The organism is Pedobacter sp. ASV28 (genome assembly GCF_016428855.1).
GTDB lineage: Bacteria > Bacteroidota > Bacteroidia > Sphingobacteriales > Sphingobacteriaceae > Pedobacter.
Genome location: NZ_JAELTN010000057.1, coordinates 1 through 18,819, shown reverse-complemented (window position 1 = coordinate 18,819; position 18,819 = coordinate 1). Strand labels below are relative to the sequence as shown.

At 37.9% G+C, this 18,819-nt stretch carries 17 protein-coding genes; 11 read left to right on the top strand and 6 right to left on the bottom strand.

Features of this window, described 5'->3' with window-relative positions; genetic code table 11:
• From JHD79_RS17775 to JHD79_RS17740, 8 genes are all read left to right on the top strand, one after another.
• On the top strand, window positions 1-1,173 hold the full coding sequence (locus JHD79_RS17775) for an FtsW/RodA/SpoVE family cell cycle protein (RefSeq protein ID WP_199120650.1): 1,173 nt from the start codon (window positions 1-3) through the stop codon (window positions 1,171-1,173).
• A gap of 99 nt (window positions 1,174-1,272) precedes the next feature.
• Entirely contained in the window at window positions 1,273-2,376 is a 1,104-nt protein-coding gene (gene murG / locus JHD79_RS17770) for an undecaprenyldiphospho-muramoylpentapeptide beta-N-acetylglucosaminyltransferase (protein WP_199120649.1), read from the top strand.
• An 81-nt stretch (window positions 2,377-2,457) separates the two neighbouring features.
• Complete coding sequence (gene murC / locus JHD79_RS17765; RefSeq protein WP_199120648.1) at window positions 2,458-3,810, top strand: UDP-N-acetylmuramate--L-alanine ligase; 1,353 nt, start codon at window positions 2,458-2,460, stop codon at window positions 3,808-3,810.
• Window positions 3,803-4,873, top strand: coding sequence for a cell division protein FtsQ/DivIB (locus JHD79_RS17760; protein ID WP_199120647.1), 1,071 nt, complete (start codon window positions 3,803-3,805; stop codon window positions 4,871-4,873). Before murC ends, JHD79_RS17760 begins: the two co-directional genes overlap by 8 nt.
• A gap of 11 nt (window positions 4,874-4,884) precedes the next feature.
• Entirely contained in the window at window positions 4,885-6,240 is a 1,356-nt protein-coding gene (ftsA, locus tag JHD79_RS17755; protein ID WP_199120646.1) for a cell division protein FtsA, read from the top strand.
• Between the two features lie 128 nt (window positions 6,241-6,368).
• Window positions 6,369-8,018: a cell division protein FtsZ gene (gene ftsZ, locus JHD79_RS17750; protein ID WP_199120645.1), complete on the top strand. Its 1,650-nt coding sequence runs from the start codon at window positions 6,369-6,371 to the stop codon at window positions 8,016-8,018.
• Between the two features lie 160 nt (window positions 8,019-8,178).
• On the top strand, window positions 8,179-9,423 hold the full coding sequence (locus JHD79_RS17745) for an aminotransferase class I/II-fold pyridoxal phosphate-dependent enzyme (protein WP_199120644.1): 1,245 nt from the start codon (window positions 8,179-8,181) through the stop codon (window positions 9,421-9,423).
• Window positions 9,424-9,634: 211 nt separating this feature from the next.
• Window positions 9,635-9,811: a histone H1 gene (locus JHD79_RS17740; protein ID WP_199120643.1), complete on the top strand. Its 177-nt coding sequence runs from the start codon at window positions 9,635-9,637 to the stop codon at window positions 9,809-9,811.
• 58 nt (window positions 9,812-9,869) lie between these two features.
• Here JHD79_RS17740 and JHD79_RS17735 read toward each other — a convergent pair whose 3' ends face one another.
• The 5 genes from JHD79_RS17735 to JHD79_RS17715 all read right to left on the bottom strand — a co-directional run bounded on the left by JHD79_RS17735 (window position 9,870) and on the right by JHD79_RS17715 (window position 15,190).
• Window positions 9,870-10,145 (bottom strand): hypothetical protein, encoded by a 276-nt coding sequence (locus JHD79_RS17735; protein WP_199120642.1) that lies wholly within the window; start codon window positions 10,143-10,145, stop codon window positions 9,870-9,872.
• 266 nt (window positions 10,146-10,411) lie between these two features.
• Window positions 10,412-11,290 (bottom strand): 4-hydroxy-tetrahydrodipicolinate synthase, encoded by an 879-nt coding sequence (gene dapA / locus JHD79_RS17730; RefSeq protein ID WP_199120641.1) that lies wholly within the window; start codon window positions 11,288-11,290, stop codon window positions 10,412-10,414.
• 80 nt (window positions 11,291-11,370) lie between these two features.
• On the bottom strand, window positions 11,371-13,383 hold the full coding sequence (gene ligA / locus JHD79_RS17725) for an NAD-dependent DNA ligase LigA (RefSeq protein ID WP_199120640.1): 2,013 nt from the start codon (window positions 13,381-13,383) through the stop codon (window positions 11,371-11,373).
• A gap of 43 nt (window positions 13,384-13,426) precedes the next feature.
• Window positions 13,427-14,512, bottom strand: coding sequence for a hypothetical protein (locus tag JHD79_RS17720; protein ID WP_199120639.1), 1,086 nt, complete (start codon window positions 14,510-14,512; stop codon window positions 13,427-13,429).
• A gap of 3 nt (window positions 14,513-14,515) precedes the next feature.
• The gene (locus JHD79_RS17715) at window positions 14,516-15,190 is read right to left on the bottom strand and encodes a hypothetical protein (RefSeq protein WP_199120638.1); all 675 of its coding nucleotides are present in this window, start codon (window positions 15,188-15,190) and stop codon (window positions 14,516-14,518) included.
• Between the two features lie 119 nt (window positions 15,191-15,309).
• On the opposite strand from JHD79_RS17715, the gene tyrS reads away from it, so the two are divergent.
• From tyrS to JHD79_RS17700, 3 genes are all read left to right on the top strand, one after another.
• Complete coding sequence (tyrS, locus tag JHD79_RS17710) at window positions 15,310-16,596, top strand: tyrosine--tRNA ligase (RefSeq protein WP_199120637.1); 1,287 nt, start codon at window positions 15,310-15,312, stop codon at window positions 16,594-16,596.
• Between the two features lie 107 nt (window positions 16,597-16,703).
• On the top strand, window positions 16,704-17,183 hold the full coding sequence (locus JHD79_RS17705; protein WP_199120636.1) for an antitoxin Xre/MbcA/ParS toxin-binding domain-containing protein: 480 nt from the start codon (window positions 16,704-16,706) through the stop codon (window positions 17,181-17,183).
• The gene (locus JHD79_RS17700; RefSeq protein ID WP_199120635.1) at window positions 17,183-17,638 is read left to right on the top strand and encodes an RES family NAD+ phosphorylase; all 456 of its coding nucleotides are present in this window, start codon (window positions 17,183-17,185) and stop codon (window positions 17,636-17,638) included. The genes JHD79_RS17705 and JHD79_RS17700 overlap by 1 nt, the downstream gene beginning before the upstream one ends.
• A 1-nt stretch (window position 17,639) precedes the next feature.
• On the opposite strand, the gene JHD79_RS17695 is transcribed toward JHD79_RS17700, so the two are convergent.
• A complete protein-coding gene (locus tag JHD79_RS17695; RefSeq protein WP_199120634.1) occupies window positions 17,640-18,623 on the bottom strand; it encodes an acyl transferase in 984 nt (327 codons plus the stop codon).
• Between the last annotated feature and the right edge of the window lie 196 nt (window positions 18,624-18,819).

Below are 18,819 nucleotides of genomic sequence, written 5' to 3'. Positions count from 1 at the left end.
ATGTTTAATATCAACGCACTTTTAGAACGTACCAAAGGCGATCGTTGGATTTGGCTGATTATTATCATGCTGTCCATGGTTTCGATAATGGCGGTGTATAGCGCTACAGGAGCCATTGCTTACAAGAAGGGGATTACGGTTGAAAAGTATTTGTTGTACAAGCATGTGATTTTTGTGCTCTTGGGTATTGGCATGATTTATATCGCGCATTTATTAGATTATAAATATTATGCTGGGATCTCGAAAATTTTGATGATGATCACCATACCACTTTTGTTTTACACACTGCTTTTTGGACAAAATTTAAACGATGCATCACGTTGGGTTAAAATTCCGGTAATAAACCTTACTTTCCAGACCTCAGATTTGGCAAAGTTGGCCCTGATTACATTTTTAGCCAGGATGCTTACCCGTAAACAGGAAAATATTAAAGATGTAAAGCGTGCATTTTTGCCAATTATGGGTTCGGTTTGTGTGGTTTTTATATTAATTGCCCTAGCGAATTTATCTACGGCATTAATGCTGTTTGGTGTAAGTATTTTATTGTTGATTATTGGTCGTATCAGTATCAAACAAATACTGACTGTGTGTGCAGGAGGATTGGTGCTATTAATGTTTGTTGTGTTTTTAGGCCCAAGGAAGGAAACCTATAAATCACGTATCAATTCATTTTTGCATCCGGAGTTGCAGCATGCTGATAAGACCTATCAGTCTGACCATTCTAAAATAGCATTGGCCACAGGAGGGGTATTGGGTAAAGGGCCGGGAAATAGTACAGAACGAAACTTCTTACCGCATCCATATTCTGATTTTATTTTTGCCATTATTATTGAGGAATATGGAACGGTAGGTGGTTTGGCTATTATGGTACTCTATTTGGTGCTGCTCTACCGATGTGTACGTATTGTAACCAGAAGCCCAAAAGCTTTTGGGGCTTTGTTGGCCGCAGGTTTGAGTTTTAGCTTAACCATCCAGGCTTTTGCAAATATGGCGGTGGCTGTTGGATTGGGACCAGTAACAGGTGTACCCTTGCCTTTGGTAAGTATGGGGGGAACATCTATGATATTTACAAGTATAGCATTTGGTATTATACTAAGCGTAAGTCGTGACGTAGAAGAAAATAGCAGTAAAAAAGATAAAATAATTATTGGAGAAATTCCTGCGATGGCGTAAGGAAGACTGAAGACCAAAGGAATTAAATAAGAAAAGTAAAAATTAATTGTAGAAAGATAAGCTTTAGGCTTTAGTCTTTCTGCTTTAAGCTTAAAAAACATGAATAATTTCCCAAAAATTATCATATCTGGAGGTGGCACTGGCGGGCATATTTTCCCCGCCGTTGCCATTGCTAATGCACTAAAAACAATTTCACCACAATGTGAGATCTTGTTTGTGGGTGCAGAGGGCCGTATGGAGATGGAAAAGGTTCCTGCTGCAGGATATAAAATTGTGGGATTAAATATAAGTGGTATTCAAAGGGGATCTGTTTGGAAAAACTTGGGATTGCCTTTTAAGGTCATCGGTAGTGTGAGAAAGGCTATGAAACTCATTTCCGATTTTAGACCAGATGCTGTAGTTGGGGTTGGTGGCTATGCTTCGGGCCCATTATTGTATGCCGCATCACTAAAAGGAATACCTTATCTGATCCAGGAGCAAAATTCCTATGCAGGGGTGACTAACAAACTGCTGGGGAAAAAGGCGGCTAAAATATGTGTGGCTTTTGATCATATGGAGCAATTTTTTCCTGCCGATAAAATACTGAAGACAGGTAATCCTGTGAGGAAAAATATAGTGGATATTGAAGGAAAGCATTATGCGGGCGCTGAGTTGCTAAAACTGGATCCCTTGAAAAAGACTATTTTGGTTACTGGAGGAAGTCTGGGTGCCGGAACTTTGAATAAGAGTATAGAGAAACATCTGGATGAGCTCATTGCAGAGGATGTTCAGGTGATATGGCAAACTGGAAAATTCTATTACAAAGGTATTGTACAACGATTGGGCCTGAATTATCATCCTAATGTTTGCATACTTGAGTTTTTGAATAAAATGGACTTAGCTTATGCAGCGGCAGATGTAATTGTCTCAAGAGCTGGAGCAGGTACAATAGCCGAACTTTGTTTGATACGTAAGCCAGTGATTTTGGTGCCCTCTCCTAATGTAGCAGAAGATCATCAGACTAAGAATGCATTGGCCCTGGTTAAAAATGAAGCGGCCATTTTGATTAACGATAGATCGGCAGAAGATACCTTGGTGATAGAAGCCTTAGCATTGTTGAATGATAAAGCTAAAAGTGAAAAACTAAGTGAAAATATAGGAAAAATGGCCTTGAAAGATGCGGATACCATTATAGCAAAAGAAGTATTGAAGTTAGTTAAATAAAGAAAAAAGTAGATTATAAGTTTTGTGTTTTTGTAAGCTTAGGCTAACGGATCAGGAACAAAGCAGGTAAACAACAGAAAAATGGAATTGGCAAATATAAATAGGGTTTATTTTATTGGAGTAGGAGGCATAGGCATGAGTGCGCTTGCCCGCTATTTCGTAAAACGTGGCTGTATGGTGTGTGGCTATGATAAAACCCAAACGCATTTGACCAAGCTCTTAGAAGAAGAGGGTATACTTATATCCTATAACGATGAAGTCGGTACAATTCCTGCTGATTTTAGTGAAAAAAAAGAGGATACGCTCATCGTATTTACGCCAGCAATACCTAGTCATTCTAATATTTTGAACTTTTTCAGGGATAAGGGATTTGAGCTTAAAAAACGCTCGCAGGTTTTAGGGATCATAAGTGAGGGGATGTATTGTGTGGCTGTGGCTGGTACGCATGGCAAAACCACAACATCATCCATGATCGCCCATATTTTAACAGATACTGGTTTTGGCTGTACGGCATTTTTGGGGGGAATAACAAGTAATTATAATAGTAATGTACTGTATGGCAAAAATAATGTAGTGGTCGTAGAAGCAGATGAGTACGATAGGTCTTTCTTGACCTTGCACCCTGATGTTGCAGTGATCACTTCTATGGATGCCGATCATTTAGATATATATGGTGATGCAAGCCATTTAGAAGAATCCTTTCATCTTTTTGCAAGTCAGCTCAAGGAAAATGGAAAACTATTTATAAAGCAAGGCTTGCCTATTGATGGCATAACTTATAGTGCAACCTACAAAGCTGATCTGCAGGCAAAACATATGCGTGTAGAAGATGGAAATTTTGTGTTTGATTTTGAAGATGGTTATTCTACCATTAAAGACATTCAGTTGGCCATGCCTGGAAGGCACAATGTAGAAAATGTGACGGCTGCAATAGGCGTGGCCTTAAGCTTGGGAATACATCCCAAAAGTGTGAAAAAAGCAGTAGCCAGTTTTAAAGGAGTAAAACGAAGATTCGAGACCATCGTCAAAACAGAAGACCATATTTATATAGATGATTATGCACATCATCCTGAAGAATTGAGAGCCTGTTTTGATGCGGTTAGACAATTGCATCCAGATAAAAAATTAACTGTAATTTTTCAACCACATTTGTTTACCCGTACCAGAGATTTTGCTGATGACTTTGCAAATGTGCTGGGAACGGCTGATGAAATTGTTTTGCTAGAAATATATCCTGCTAGAGAATTGCCAATAGAAGGTATAGATGCCAAATTTTTACTAGACAAGATAAATAATAGCAATAAGCAGATTTGTGGAAAAGATTCGATTATAGACTTGATTAAAAATAAAAATCCTGAACTAATTTTGACCGTTGGTGCAGGTGATATTGATACCCTTGTTATACCGTTAAAAAATATTTTAACAAATGCTTAAAAGAATAAACTGGAAAGCGATTTTTAAAGGATTTGCCTGGCTGATCAGTCTGGTGGGAACGGTAGTGCTAATGAGTTTTATAGAAATAAAAAAACAGGCGGTTAAATGTAATAAGGTAGAGATACTGATACCGGGGGCAGACAATTTTATTGAAAGAGAAGAAATAGACGCCATATTAAAAGAGAGCCAAGGTGATTTGGTAGGTAGGGATTTGGAAAAAATCAATCTTCACCAGATCGAAAAAAGTATTGCAGCCAATCCGTATATCGCTTTTGTAAAAGTATATGCAGACATGGGAGGGGTAATAGCTATAGAAATTAAACAGAGACAGCCCATATTGAGGATTTTGAATGCTGGAGGGCAAGATTACTATGTAGATCGAACAGGGCTTAAAATGCCAGTTTCACCAAACTTTACAGCTAATGTATTGGTGGCTACCGGCAATATTTTGGAAGGCTTTAATGGAAAAGTGGATACACTATTGACCCCAATTGCCAAGGATCTTTATAAAACGGCTTTGTATGTGAAACAGGATACCCTTTGGGATGCACAGATAGAACAAGTTTTTGTTAACGACAAAAATGATATAGAATTGATACCGAGAGTAGGTAACCAACGGATTATTTTGGGCAGCGCACAGGATTTGGGTACCAAACTCGATAATTTGCTTGCATTTTATAAACAAGCCATGCCAAAAGTAGGATGGAATGCCTATAGAACGATTAATCTAAAGTATGTGAACCAGATTGTGTGTGAAAAAAGAGATTCGTTGGCCATCAAAAAAATGGACAAACCAATTGTTCCTGATTCTGTTGTACAGCAAAGAAAATCTGTGGATTCCGTGATCAAATCAACTATCCAGTCGGAGATTAAAAAAGCAGTGGTGAAAACAGAAGAAGGTACACAAACCAAAAAAGAAACAAGTTCAGTGCGGCGGCCGAAGGAAAATAAGGTCTTGAATAAAAAAGAGACAGAAGTAGAGAATAAATCGACGAAGCCATCGGCAGGAACAAAAGAGAAAACAGAAGCTAAGAAAACAGATAAGATCAAACTCAACAAATAAAATATATGGTTATGGGCAAAGAAAAATCTACCGGTCAATCTCCAATCGTAGTAGGATTAGATATTGGTACAACGAAAATCTGTGTGATTGTAGGGCGCAAAACACAGCACGGTAAAATTGAGGTTTTAGGAATTGGAAAGGCTGAATCTGCGGGGGTAACGCGTGGTGTAGTATCAAATATTCAAAAAACTGTACAGGGTATTAATGCGGCGGTTGAATTGGCCAGTGGTCAATCGAATGTAGAAATACGTGTAGTGAATGTGGGAATTGCCGGACAACATATCAAAAGCTTGCAACATCGTGGTATCCTAACACGTAGAGAACTGAATAATGAGATCAGTAAAAAAGATATAGATAAGCTGATTGACGATATGTTTAAGCTGGTAATGCCTCCAGGTGAAGAGATCATACATGTCTTGCCCCAAGAATTTACCATAGATAACGAGCCAGGTATTAAAGATCCGGTAGGTATGGCAGGCGTACGTTTGGAGGCCAATTTCCATATTATTTCGGGTCAGGTTACCGCTGTAAAGAATATTATGCGTTGTGTGACTAATGCAGGTCTACAAACACAAGAGTTGATCTTGGAACCGTTGGCTTCCTCTGAATCGGTGTTGAGCGATGAAGAAAAAGAAGCTGGTGTTTGTTTGGTAGATATTGGAGGTGGTACAACTGATGTGGCTATTTTTCATGAGGGTATTATACGTCATACTGCAGTTATACCTTTTGGAGGAAATAGTGTTACCGAAGATATTAGAGAAGGATGTTCCGTAATGCGTAACCAAGCTGAATTGTTAAAAACACGTTTCGGCTCTGCCCTAGCTGAAGAGAACAAAGAGAATGAAATTATCTGTGTGCCTGGTTTGCGTGGTCGTGAGCCCAAGGAAATTTCAGTGAAAAATCTGGCCTATATTATCCAAGCTCGTATGGAAGAAATCGTAGAACATGTTTACTACGAAATTAAGTCGTCTGGTTATGAAAAGAAATTAATTGGTGGTGTAGTAATTACAGGTGGTGGCGCCTTGTTAAAGCATTTAAACCAAATGGTAGAATATGTTACGGGCTTAGATTGCCGTGTGGGTTATCCAAATGAACATTTGTCCAAATATGAGGAGATGCCAAAAACAATTTATGATGACTTGAAAAGCCCGATGTATGCGACTAGTGTTGGTTTATTGATTAAAGGTATTCAAAAAACAGAAGAGATGTTGGAAGAGATGAAGCAGCCAGGGGTATATGTGGAGAAACCAGTGGAAGCTAAAGAAAAGATTAAAAAGAGAGGTTTGTTCAGCACTTTGCTACAAAAAACATCAGAATTCATCAAAGACGACATGAATGTAAGTGATGAAGACTACATTAAACCGTAATATTTTTCCACAAAATGGGATTTTTCCACATTCTTAACACTTGTGGAAAACGACTGTTAAAAAAGTGTTAATATTACAGAAGAGATGAACAGCAAAATTGAATTTTTAAACTACTGATTCATAACAATATGAAGTTTGAAATGTTAAAAGATAAATCTTCAATCATCAAGGTAATTGGTGTTGGAGGTGGTGGAGGTAATGCGGTAAACCATATGTACCGTCAAGGAATTACGGGTGTAGACTTTATAATTTGTAATACAGATGCTCAGGCATTAGAGTTCAGCCCTATTCCAAACAAGGTACAGTTAGGTGCTAGTTTGACCGAAGGTATGGGAGCTGGTTCAATTCCTGAAGTGGGAAAAAACTCTGCAATAGAGAATATTGAAGATATTAAGGCCATGTTGGGTAGCACTACAAAAATGCTATTCATTACTGCGGGAATGGGGGGTGGTACTGGTACAGGTGCAAGTCCAATCATTGCGAAAGCAGCTAAGGAGCTTGATATCTTAACCGTTGGGATCATTACTACGCCATTTGCCTTTGAAGGTAAAAGACGTAAAATGCAGGCTGATGATGGTTTGGAAGAACTGAAAAAATATGTAGATTCTTATTTGGTGATTTCCAATGATAGATTGCGTGAAATTTTTGGAAACTTAACCTTAGGTTCTGCCTTTGCCCAAGCAGATGATATTTTAACTACTGCAGCTAAAGGTATTGCTGAAATCATTACGGTGCCAGGTTATATCAACGTTGATTTTAAGGATGTGCGCACGGTAATGAAAGATAGTGGCGTATCTATTATGGGTAGTTTTGCTTCAGAGGGCGACAATCGTGCACTAACCGCTGTAGAAGGGGCCCTAGCCTCTCCGTTGCTAAAAGATAACGAAATTGAAGGAGCAAGATATATCCTATTGAACATTAGCTCAGGCATACGTGAAGTTACCATGGATGAGGTGACCATTATTACAGATTATATCCAAGATAAGGCTGGGTTATCGGCTGATCTGATTTGGGGTAACTGTATAGATGAAAATTTAGGTGATAAGCTTTCGGTAACTATTATTGCTACTGGCTTCCAAACTACAGAACAAAGAGAAAAAGATAAACAGAATGTTAAAAAGATTTCACTACTAACACCAGAAGAAGCTCCTTTGGTTAAGCCTATAGAGCCGGTGAACTCGTTTATTACACCTAAAGAAACGCCTGTTATTACCGAACCTGTATTGAAAATTCAGGAAGAACCTAAACAGTCTGATCTATTTGGAGACTTATTTAACTCTAATAAGGCCAGTGTGATCACGCCGGAAGAAAATAAAACTATTGTTCATCAATTGGTGGAAGAAGAGCTACCGGCGGTTGATGCGCAGCAAATACAGGAAGCAGGCTTTGAATTTGAGGTAAAGGTGGCAGAAACAGAATTTGTTTTTGAAACGCCTATTGCTGCCTTTCCTGAAGAACCTGTAGAAGAGCCTCAGGCCTATACAGAACCAGAGCAATTTGATGCAGATCAAGGTAAAACCGATGATTCTATCGAAGAACAGCTTAAAAAGTCTAAGGAAAGAATTCTTAGGTTAAAGGACCTAAGTATGAAGTTGAGAACAAGCAATGGATTACAAGAACTTGAAAATGTACCTGCTTATCAACGTAAACAAATGCAGTTACAGCAAATTCAGCATTCCTCAGAATCTCAGGTTTCTAGGTTTACATTAACCAATGATGAAGATGGAGAAACTGGGATTAGGCCAAACAATTCATTCTTACATGATAATGTTGACTAATCACTTGGATATATAAACTTTTAAAGCCTTAACAATTTTTCCTTGTTAAGGCTTTTTTATGTTAAAGCATTGCTTTATAGGTTGTCAAATCATTAATTTAAGTTTAAATTTGCGGCAATTAATACATAAGTACATCTAACAATAAAATAAATAAAGAACATTGGATATTTTTGATAAAGTAGCAAAACGCATGGGGCCAATTGGTCAACACCAAAAGTGGTCTCATGGTTATTTCTCTTTCCCAAAATTAGAAGGAGAGATTGCACCTCACATGAATTTTAGAGGCAAGGAGCATTTGGTTTGGAGCTTGAACAACTATTTAGGTTTGGCAAACCACCCTGAGGTAAGGAAAGCAGATGAAAAAGGTGCTGCAGATTTTGGAATGGCCTATCCTATGGGTGCCCGCATGATGTCGGGAAATTCAAAATATCATGAACAATTAGAGCAGGATTTGGCTGCATTCGTTGGAAAGAAAGATGCTTTTCTTTTGAATTTTGGTTATCAGGGTATGGTCTCTATTATCGATGCACTACTGGACAGAAATGATGTGGTAGTATATGATGGCGAATCACATGCTTGTATATTAGATGGCTTGAGGCTGCATATGGGAAAACGTTTTGTGTATAAACATAACAATGTAGAGGATGCCCGTAAACAATTACAAAGAGCTACTAAACTGGTAGAACAGACCGGTGGTGGAATTTTGTTGATCACTGAGGGGGTTTTTGGCATGTCGGGTGCTCAAGGCAAATTAAAAGAACTTATAGCACTTAAAAAGGAATTTGAATTCCGATTGCTGATTGATGATGCACATGGTTTTGGTACCATGGGCGCAACAGGAGCAGGCACACACGAAGCTCAGGACAGTATTGAAGGAGTAGATGTTTATTTTGCAACATTCGCAAAATCTATGGCAGGTATAGGTGCCTTTGTAGCTTCCACTAAAGAATTAACTGATTATTTAAGGTATAATATGCGTTCACAAACTTTTGCTAAGGCATTGCCCATGCCTATGGTTATTGGTCTGATGAAGCGTTTGGAATTGCTTAAAAATAATCCTGAACTAAGGGAGAGACTATGGACTATTGCTACAACCTTACAGCAAGGACTACGTGATCGTGGCTTTGATATTGGAGTGACCAATACTGTAGTTACCCCTGTATTCTTAAAGGGTGAGCTTTTGGAGGCTACTGCTTTGACAATGGATCTGCGTGAAAATTATGGTATCTTTTGTTCTATAGTAGTTTATCCTGTTATTCCGAAGGGAATGATAGAACTAAGGCTGATTCCTACAGCAGTACATACTTTAGAAGATGTACAGCGTACCTTAGATGCTTTTAGCGAAGTGGCTGAAAAGTTAGGACGAGGTTATTATCAGGAAAATAAGTTCTCTGCAACAGAATAACAGTAGGAAATCTCTCTTGATGGTATTCTGTTAGTTGTTGATTTTCAGTTATTTGGTTTGTTTTTGTTGTTCATAAATACCATAACTGTGGAAAAAAAGATGAAATAGGGCTATTTTTTATTTTGACAATTATTTTTTTATTAAAATAAACCTCTTACATTAGTAATAGAGTATTAATCAAAACCTTAAAACTAATAGGAGTATTTTAAAAATGAAAAAATTTGCTGAAGTAAAAGCACTAGTTGCAGCTTTAGAAGCTGATGTGGACAAATTTTACAACAAATCTAACAGTGCCGCAGGTACAAGGGTACGTAAGGGAATGCAGGATTTAAAAAATCTAGCTCAAGGCATTCGTTTAGAAGTTCAAGAAACTAAAAACAAAGCATAGTCTTGCAATGTTCGTAAACAAAAAAGCGCCTCTGACCAAGGCGCTTTTTTGTTATACGTTATAACGGCAAAAGTTTGTAATCATCGGGATAGATCCCTTCTCCAAACTGTACCAGCTTTTCCTTAGAAAAGCGGAAGAATTTAAAGCTTTGTGTCAGCGAGTTGAATGTTCTGTAAATCACCATTCCTTTGTCATCCCCATAAGCTTGTATGGCATCTTTGTTAGCTTTCTTAAATTCTTGTTCGGTCATGCCGAGGCTGAATTTGGGTTCGTACTGCATAACGCTGCAGCCCAATGTGCTAAGCACAAGTAAAATTAATACTACTGTTTTCATTTGTGTGTGTTTTAAGTGTACTGATCGTACTCAATTATGATGCCTTTTAATAATGGTCACTGGAAATTGTTTGTAACACTTTTATCTAATCATATCATTGACGAGATATAAGGCATCTTACTCATTTGATTGGGCTCTTAACACTTGAATAAATTAATCTTGATTTTTAAGATTCTCGTTTTCACTGGAATGTGCATGGAAATATTATAAAAAAGCCTCGATTTTAGAAAATCGAGGCTATCTGTATCATTTTTAATGCAGCTGTATTAGGCCAGCTGCTTAAGTTGTCCTGCAATTAGATCAATCAGATTGGAACTGGCTTTCACTAAAGGCAAACGCACTGTGTCATTACAAATTCCGAGTTGTTTTAACGCTGATTTTACACCTACAGGGTTCCCTTCCGCAAAACATAATCTGGTGAACTCTAATAGGCTTAAATGGGCTGGGAGAGCTTTTGAAAACTCACCCTTTAAGCAAAGCCTAATCATATCGGAAAATTGTTTGGGTAGGGCATTGCCAATTACAGAAATTACGCCAACGGCACCTATTGACATCATTGGTAAGGCCACGGGATCATCGCCAGAAATCAGCATGAAATCGGCAGGCTTATCTCTCATGATCTGGTTAAATTGATCAAAACTGCCTGCGGCATCCTTTATGCCAATGAGGTTCTTAAAATCGTTCGCCAACCTACAAGTGGTTTCAGGAGACATATTGGAGCCGGTTCTTCCTGGTACATTATAAAGTATAATAGGCAGGGTGCTCAATTCGCTCAAGTATTTGTAATGTTGGTAAATACCTTCCTGATTAGGTTTGTTGTAGTACGGGCTTACCGAAAGAATAGCACTGTAACCACTGCTTTCGAAAGTTCTGATCTCTTCGGCAACACCTAAAGTATTATTACCACCAATACCAGCTACCAAAGGTAGACGATCATTGTTAATTTCAGCGGTAAACTCCCACACCTTCTTCTTCTCGTCCTTGCTTAATGTGGCAGTTTCGCCAGTTGTACCTAAAGACACGAGGTAATCTATACCTCCATTAACCAAGTGATTGATCAGGCGTTCTAAACCTTGATAATCTACTGAGCCATCGGTGTTGAAAGGTGTGACCATTGCTACACCTGTTCCGTGAAATTTGTTCATTATATATTTAAATTATTGATTTTCGAATGAGGGAATTTTAAGCATCTAATAAAAACTTTAACAATTCTCTAATTCGTCCTTTATCCATTAATCATTTCCGTCAATTCATCTTCGCTAATGAGCCTAACATTTAATTTAGTGGCTTTCTCTAACTTGGATGGACCCATGTTATCACCTGCAACCAGGTAATCAAGCTTTGCCGAAATGCTGCTCAATATCTTTCCCCCATTTTCCTCTATAAGATTCTTGAGCTCATCCCTGCTATGCTTTTCAAAAACGCCCGAAATTACAAATGTTTTTCCATTTAACTTGTCGCTTTGGTATAGATTTACAGTTTCTTGAATTTCAAAGCATAAACCCGCATGTTTTAGCTCGTTTATTTGCGTTATATTGCTGTTTTTTGCGAAATATTCTTGTATGCTCTCCGCAATTCTAACACCAATTTCATCAATAGCTATCAATTCTTCTAGAGAAGCTTTGGCGAGATTGTCAATATTTTTTAATGCTTTGGCTAATTTTTTTGCGACGGTTTCTCCAACGTACCGAATGCCTAAACCAAATAGCAATTTTTCAAAAGGCATTAACTTAGATTGTTCAATACCCTTGAGCATATTGTCGATAGATCGTTCGCCAAAACGTTCAATATTTTTTAAGTCTTCTGCTTTTTCATGTAAATGGTATAGGTCGCTAATTTTGGTAATTAGACCTCTCTGGTAGAAAGTTTCTATGGTTTCATCACCCAGTCCGTCAATATTCATCGCTTTTCGTCCAATGAAGTGTTGTATCTTTCCTATAATTTGTGGAGGACAGCCATCTTCATTTGGACAATAATAAGCTACTTCACCTTCTTTTCTCATCAATAGGGTATTGCATTCTGGGCAATGGCTAATATATTGGATGGGTACATCAGAAACCCTCTTCTCTAGATTAACCCTAATAATTTTGGGAATAATTTCTCCACCTTTTTCTACATAGACCGTATCCAGTTCATGCAGATCCAATCGTTTTATTTCATCGGCATTGTGTAAAGTGGCCCTTTTTACGGTGGTTCCTGCCAACAATACAGGTTTTAGGTTGGCTACTGGGGTAACTGCTCCAGTTCGTCCAACTTGATAGGTCACCTTTTCTAAAACTGTTTGTACTTCTGCCGCTTTAAATTTGTAGGAGATGGCCCATCTTGGAGATTTAGCTGTAAAACCAAGTTCTTGTTGTTGGGCATAACTATTTACCTTGATTACAATTCCATCGATATCATAGCTTAATTTGAAACGCTCGGTATCCCAATGTCTGATGAATGTTAATACTTCATCAATGTTATTGCTGAGTTGTGTATGCCTGCATACATGAAAGCCCCATTGTTGTACGGCTTCCAAGCTTTCCCAATGTGTTTTAAATAAAGGCCTATCTGTATATAAGCCATATAAAAAGCAATCTAAAGGGCGTTTCTTCACTTCTCTTGAATCCTGCATTTTTACAGTGCCAGCTGCAAAGTTTCTAGGGTTTGCATAAGGGATTTCCCCCAGTTCTTCCCGTTCCTTGTTTAATCTCTCAAATGCTGCACGATGCATAAAAACCTCACCTCTTATTTCAAAGCTTTCAGGTACATCATTAGCTTTTATACGATGCGGAATGGTTTGTATCGTTTTTATATTTGTTGTAACATCATCACCTTTTGTACCATCTCCTCGGGTTACGGCTCTGGCCAGGATCCCATTTTCATATGTTAAACTGATGGATAGCCCATCAAACTTAAGCTCACATACATATTCAAATTGATTACCAATAGCTTTTCTTACCCTTTCGTCAAAGTCTCTTAAATCTTGATCGTTGTAGGTATTTCCTAATGACAGCATTGGCCATCTGTGTTTTATGGTAGCAAAACTTTTGGTGATGTCTCCACCTACTTTTTGGGTAGGAGAGTTAGGGTCTGCAAATTCTGGATATTCCTGTTCGAGTTTAACCAATTCTTCGAGCTTTTTATCAAACTCATAATCACCAATGGTGGGCATGGCTAAAACATAATAATTGTAGGTATGCTGGTTCAGCTCGGCTACCAACGCATCCATCCGTTCTTTTGTTGCAAAAATCGACATAGTGCGAATATAACTATTCGCATTTAGCTAAATAAAATGATTTTTAATTATTGGTGAAATCCAGGCGAATAGAAAAGACATTACTATAGAGCGCATCGGAACTGTTGCCCACATTGGTTAAGGCATAATCTAAGGAGAAATTCTTGATTTTAATGCCTACCCCCATATTTGGTTGATAAGTATAGATTTGCTTACCTGTAAAATCAGTAGATTTTTGGATATTGCCAACTCCGCCGCGTAAAAAAACAGTTTTTTTGAAATCTATAGATAGGCCTAGTGTAGGATCGGCACTAATTGGGTCGGCACTTACCAATACATTTCTCTGTCCATCTGTCGTCAGATTGATATTGGTTTCGGCCATGATATTGAACTTGTCATTGATCGGGGTAGCATATGCGGCGCCCAGAATAATACGGGGATTAGTAGTTTCTGTTGAGTTTTTAGGGATATCGTTTCCTGTTGCCGTATATACTGTAGTTAGTTTTTCAGCATTATAGCTCCATGCATTAAAAGTTGTGGTGATATCTCTTCCAACAGCAGCCAACATGAATTTTCCTACTTTATATTGAATGCCGGCATCAAGTCCAAAACCCCATGATTTTCCATATTCGCCAACCAATCGGTGTATGATTTTTACATTGGCCCCATAATTTAAACCATCGGTATTTCCAATGTCCTTTTTGCCTTTTTTTCTGGCATAAGAAAAGATAAAAGCATAATCTGCAGCAGAAAACTTTTTTACCCTATCATAGTTGATATTTCCGTCTGCATCAATAAGCTCGGAAGTATCAGGAATATCATCCACACCAAAACGAATGATAGAGGCTCCTATAACAGCAGTATTATCCTGCACCGAAGTGGCAAAAGCAGCATAATCATATTTGGCAATACCGGCAAAATATTCGGAGTGCATAAAGCTGGCCTGTTTGGGCGTCTCCATTCTAGCAAGCCCCGCGGGGTTCCAATAGCCTGCAGTAACATCGTTTACACTGGCAATTACAGAACCCGACAGGCCAAATGCCGATGAGCCTACCCCTATGTTCAGAAATTCATTGCTGTATTTACGCTTTTGAGCAAAAGCTGAAGTGATCAATATGGATAAAAGTATAGTTAGCTGATACTTGCGCATGGCCTATGTTAACCTGTTTTCAATTTCCTCAAATATAGCCATAAAATCTACTTCTAGTTTCTTTTTATAAATTTCTAACCTTAACGTAAGCTCACTTACTGTTTTTTCGTTGAATGGATGCTCCCATAAGCGCATGCAGATACGTTGTAGTGCATAGCTTATATTCTCGAGTTTTTGATAACTGAACAGGTACCTGCTAGATTTAAAACCGTTAAAAAACTTAAAAAATAATGCTTTATCATCCATTCCACATTTAACAAGAAAATTTTCCAATTCAATAGGATCAGCTTTTTCCAGATTTTCATAAAATGAATTGATATCTATTTTATGATGTTCAATGAGAAGGCAGTCTAGCAATAGTTCTATACCAATATGGGCCAAAAAGGAGGGCCTTACCGGACTATTTTGCAAAATAGGTAAGAGGAGATGTTTTAGTTGCTGGGTTTTTTCCTCAAAAAAACTAGAAGAATGAAAGATGAGGTCAACTTGTAGGTGTCTTTTCCAGCCAAATAAAATAGCTTCCTGAGTTTGGTTGCCCGCAAAAATGGCTTCATTTTTTTGGGGATAAAAATTCCAGGCTTTATGTGCATTTTTTACAAGATCCGGTAGGATAGTACCAATAATTAGATTAGAATTGTCTTGATTTTGGTCAAAGTAAAAATGAGATAGGAAATTCATATTAGGTAAATATACTTAGAAAGACCCAAAATAAGAGATCTTGAATTGTGATTTGTGTTGGGAATGGTCTTTCAGCTTTAGCCTCAAACTGCTATCTTTGCGACCTAAACATAGAATAAATGACAAATTTTGTTGATGAATTGCGTTGGCGGGGAATGTTGCATGACATTATGCCCCATACTGAAGATAAACTTAATGAAGGCATGTGTGTCGGCTATATTGGTTTTGATCCAACAGCAGATTCATTGCATGTGGGGCACCTGACCCAAATTATGACATTAATTCATTTTCAACGTGCTGGACATAAACCAGTCGCATTGGTTGGGGGTGCCACGGGAATGGTGGGCGATCCTTCAGGTAAATCGGCCGAACGCAATCTGCAAACAGATGCTATGGTTGAACACAATCTTGCTGCACTAAGGAAACAGCTTTCCATCTTTCTAAAATTCGAAGATGAAGGTAACGGGGCTGTAATGGTCAATAATGCAGATTGGTTCAAGCAAATGAATTTTCTCGACTTTATTAGAGATGTAGGTAAGCACATTACGGTTAATTATATGATGGCCAAGGATAGTGTGAAGAAACGCTTGGAAGGCGATGCTGGCTTATCTTTTACTGAATTTAGTTATCAATTAATACAGGGATATGATTTTTACTATTTGTGGAAACACTACAATTGTGTGCTGCAAATGGGAGGCTCGGATCAGTGGGGAAATATTGTAACCGGAACTGAATTGATCAGAAGAAAAGATAGTGGAACGGCCTATGCGTTAACTACCCAATTAATTAAGAAGGCTGATGGTACTAAATTTGGTAAGACCGAAAGTGGCGCAGTTTGGTTGGACCCTGAAAAAACTTCGCCTTATAAGTTCTATCAATTTTGGCTAAATTCTTCGGATAGTGATGTAAAGGCATGGATAAAGATTTTTACCCTGAAAAGTAGAGAAGAGATTGAACAATTGGAAATAGACCATGATAAGGCCCCCCATTTGCGTATTCTTCAAAAGGCATTGGCCGAAGATATTACAGTAAGAACCCATTCTGCTGAGGCTTTAGAAATGGCAATCAAAACCTCTGAGTTTCTTTTTGGAAATGGGTCCTTGGAATTATTAGAAGGTCTTTCTACTGCTCAAGTGTTAACTATTTTTGAAGGTGTACCACAGTTTAAGCTTTCGAAAGCTGAGTTGGAAAATGGTATTGACCTGCCTTCTTTACTGGCAGAAAAAACAAATGTTTTCCCATCTAAAGGAGAAGTGAAGAAAACCGTGCAAGGGGGTGGTTTAAGCATTAACAAAAATAAAGTAGCCGATTTGAATGAAACCTTTTCTGTTGTCAATCTAATAAATGACGAGTTTCTCGTGGTGCAAAAGGGAAGGAGAAATTACTTTCTCGTCATTGCAGAATAGAAAGTATGATATTGAATAAAAAAAATCCCGCTTAATCAACGGGATTTTTTTTATTCTTTTTTATTTTCAGACAAAATGTGTATATTGTTGTGTAATTGTCTGATTATATGAAAAAGAAAGCAGAAAAACCATCAGTTGTAGAAGAACCAATAGTTGCTTATGGAATTTCTAACTATACACCACTTGAGGTAGTCATAGGTGTCCGAGCTTCAAAACTTTCCGATTTTGACCTGCTTAGCATTGCCCGAAAAGGTATTGAAAAAAAGAGCCTATTGGCGTTGGCTAAGAAAATTTCATTAACCTTAGAAGAAATTTCGGACATTTTACATATTAGTGAGCGCACTTTGCAACGATATACCCCAAGTACATTAATTAGAACAGAACATGCTGATCGTGCAATAGAATTAGCCAAATTGTATGAGCGGGGAAGTGAGGTTTTAGGTAGCCATGAAGCTTTTAATAATTGGCTGCGCAATCCTAATTATGCTTTAAAAAATCAAATTCCTTTAACATTATTAGATACCAGCATAGGTTTTACTATGGTTTTAGATATTTTGGGTCGTATAGAATATGGAGTGTATAGTTAATGTTGGTATACCGAATTTCATCACCGCAATATATTAATGACTTAAGTGGCCATGGTGCGAAGTTATATGGTGGTCGTTGGAATGATAAAGGAACAGCGGTGGTTTATTTTGCCTCGAGTAGGGCCATGGCGATAATGGAGTTGTTGGTTCATTTAAGGCCTGGAGATTTGGTACGGGATTATTCCTTGGCAGTTTTTGATGTTCCGGAGGATAAAATTTTAGTCGTCAGTACTAAAGATCTGCCAGAAAATTGGCGAAGTGAAGAGCATGAGAAATATTTAAGGCAATTAGGGAAACAATTTGTCAATAACAACGATTACCTACTTATGGAAGTACCCTCAGCTTTGGTAGAGGAGGAACATAATTTTATCATGAACCCAGCACACGATGATGCAAACCAGGTAAAACTAATAAGTCAGCGGATATTTAAATTCGATAATAGACTGAAAAACTAAGCTATTGTACCAATAAATTACAGCCTCTGATATCTGCATTGTCAAACCTGCCAATGACTTCGAAGCTATTGTTGCTGTGGATCTTTCCTAAATCTTGTGTAGCAATGAAGGAACAGGAATTAATATTGGCCAAATCTATTACATTTATACCGCCTGTTTGGTTATTTTTAATCAAACTAAGTGGATCGGAAGTGTCTCTCAACAAAATTTTCATCCATGGCGGACAGTTAAATATGCCATTTCCGTACGAGTAGGCTTGTGAGAGTAATTCTGTCATCCCATATTCGCTATGGATGCTTCCCACGCCAAAGCCATTGCACAATATATGGTGCAGTTCTTGTCTGACCATTTCTCGCCTCTTGCCTTTCATGCCCCCAGTTTCCATCACTATCAGGTTGGGAAATTGAATAGTATAACGTTCTACAAAATCTAATAAAGCATAAGTTACCCCAATGAGTATCGTTTTCTGATGGTTTTTATTTAATTCTTCAAGCGTAGAAAATAGTTCTTCATGATTATGTAAGAAGTATCCACTCTGTGGGTGCCTGCTTTTTTTTAACAGGTCATCAACCATATAGATGAGGGAAGAACCCTCTCTTTCTAGATAGGAGGGCAATAGAGCTAAAATGCAATAGTCATCGGGCGCTCCATAAAAGCGTTCAAAAGCCATGTTATAACTTTTTTCATAGATGCTTACATCTTGTACTAAATGTTTACTGGTTACATGTCCTGTAGTTCCCGAGCTAGTGAAGATAATATCAGGATTTTTATCTGATGAGACGATGTCTTGGGTTTTGAAAAAACTAATGGGAAGAAAAGGTATTTCGGTATAACTCTTAATTTGGTGTGCGTTAATATCGAGTTGTTTGATATATTCATGATATATTAAACAATGGTTTGCTTGATAACGGAAAATAGCTAAGGCCCGCTCCTCGAATTGAGAAGAATTGTCAATAGAAAAAAAATGCTCAGTTTTGGTATTCACTAAGCAAAAGTACAAAGATTTGAAATATTAGTTCTTGGATTTTGCCTGAATAATTGCTTTCCTAAAGTGATGCCCACATAATCCACTTATACCTGCTGCTAATCCGCCAAAAAATACAGTTATGGCTAATATTAAGGGCCAGATTTTTACCCCAACCATTTCAGCAACACGATTGGCCAGTACATGGTGATTGGGC

Bases quoted from the DNA above. Each gene is read 5' to 3' on its own strand.
- ligA (WP_199120640.1), bottom strand. From the start codon at position 13,383: ATGTCGATTTTTGCAACAAAAGAACGGATGGATGCGTTGGTAGCCGAG.
- ftsA (WP_199120646.1), top strand. From the start codon at position 4,885: ATGGGCAAAGAAAAATCTACCGGTCAATCTCCAATCGTAGTAGGATTA.
- murG (WP_199120649.1), top strand. From the start codon at position 1,273: ATGAATAATTTCCCAAAAATTATCATATCTGGAGGTGGCACTGGCGGG.
- JHD79_RS17740 (WP_199120643.1), top strand. From the start codon at position 9,635: ATGAAAAAATTTGCTGAAGTAAAAGCACTAGTTGCAGCTTTAGAAGCT.
- JHD79_RS17760 (WP_199120647.1), top strand. From the start codon at position 3,803: ATGCTTAAAAGAATAAACTGGAAAGCGATTTTTAAAGGATTTGCCTGG.
- tyrS (WP_199120637.1), top strand. From the start codon at position 15,310: ATGACAAATTTTGTTGATGAATTGCGTTGGCGGGGAATGTTGCATGAC.
- JHD79_RS17700 (WP_199120635.1), top strand. From the start codon at position 17,183: ATGTTGGTATACCGAATTTCATCACCGCAATATATTAATGACTTAAGT.
- JHD79_RS17705 (WP_199120636.1), top strand. From the start codon at position 16,704: ATGAAAAAGAAAGCAGAAAAACCATCAGTTGTAGAAGAACCAATAGTT.
- dapA (WP_199120641.1), bottom strand. From the start codon at position 11,290: ATGAACAAATTTCACGGAACAGGTGTAGCAATGGTCACACCTTTCAAC.
- JHD79_RS17735 (WP_199120642.1), bottom strand. From the start codon at position 10,145: ATGAAAACAGTAGTATTAATTTTACTTGTGCTTAGCACATTGGGCTGC.
- JHD79_RS17715 (WP_199120638.1), bottom strand. From the start codon at position 15,190: ATGAATTTCCTATCTCATTTTTACTTTGACCAAAATCAAGACAATTCT.
- JHD79_RS17720 (WP_199120639.1), bottom strand. From the start codon at position 14,512: ATGCGCAAGTATCAGCTAACTATACTTTTATCCATATTGATCACTTCA.
- ftsZ (WP_199120645.1), top strand. From the start codon at position 6,369: ATGAAGTTTGAAATGTTAAAAGATAAATCTTCAATCATCAAGGTAATT.
- JHD79_RS17775 (WP_199120650.1), top strand. From the start codon at position 1: ATGTTTAATATCAACGCACTTTTAGAACGTACCAAAGGCGATCGTTGG.
- murC (WP_199120648.1), top strand. From the start codon at position 2,458: ATGGAATTGGCAAATATAAATAGGGTTTATTTTATTGGAGTAGGAGGC.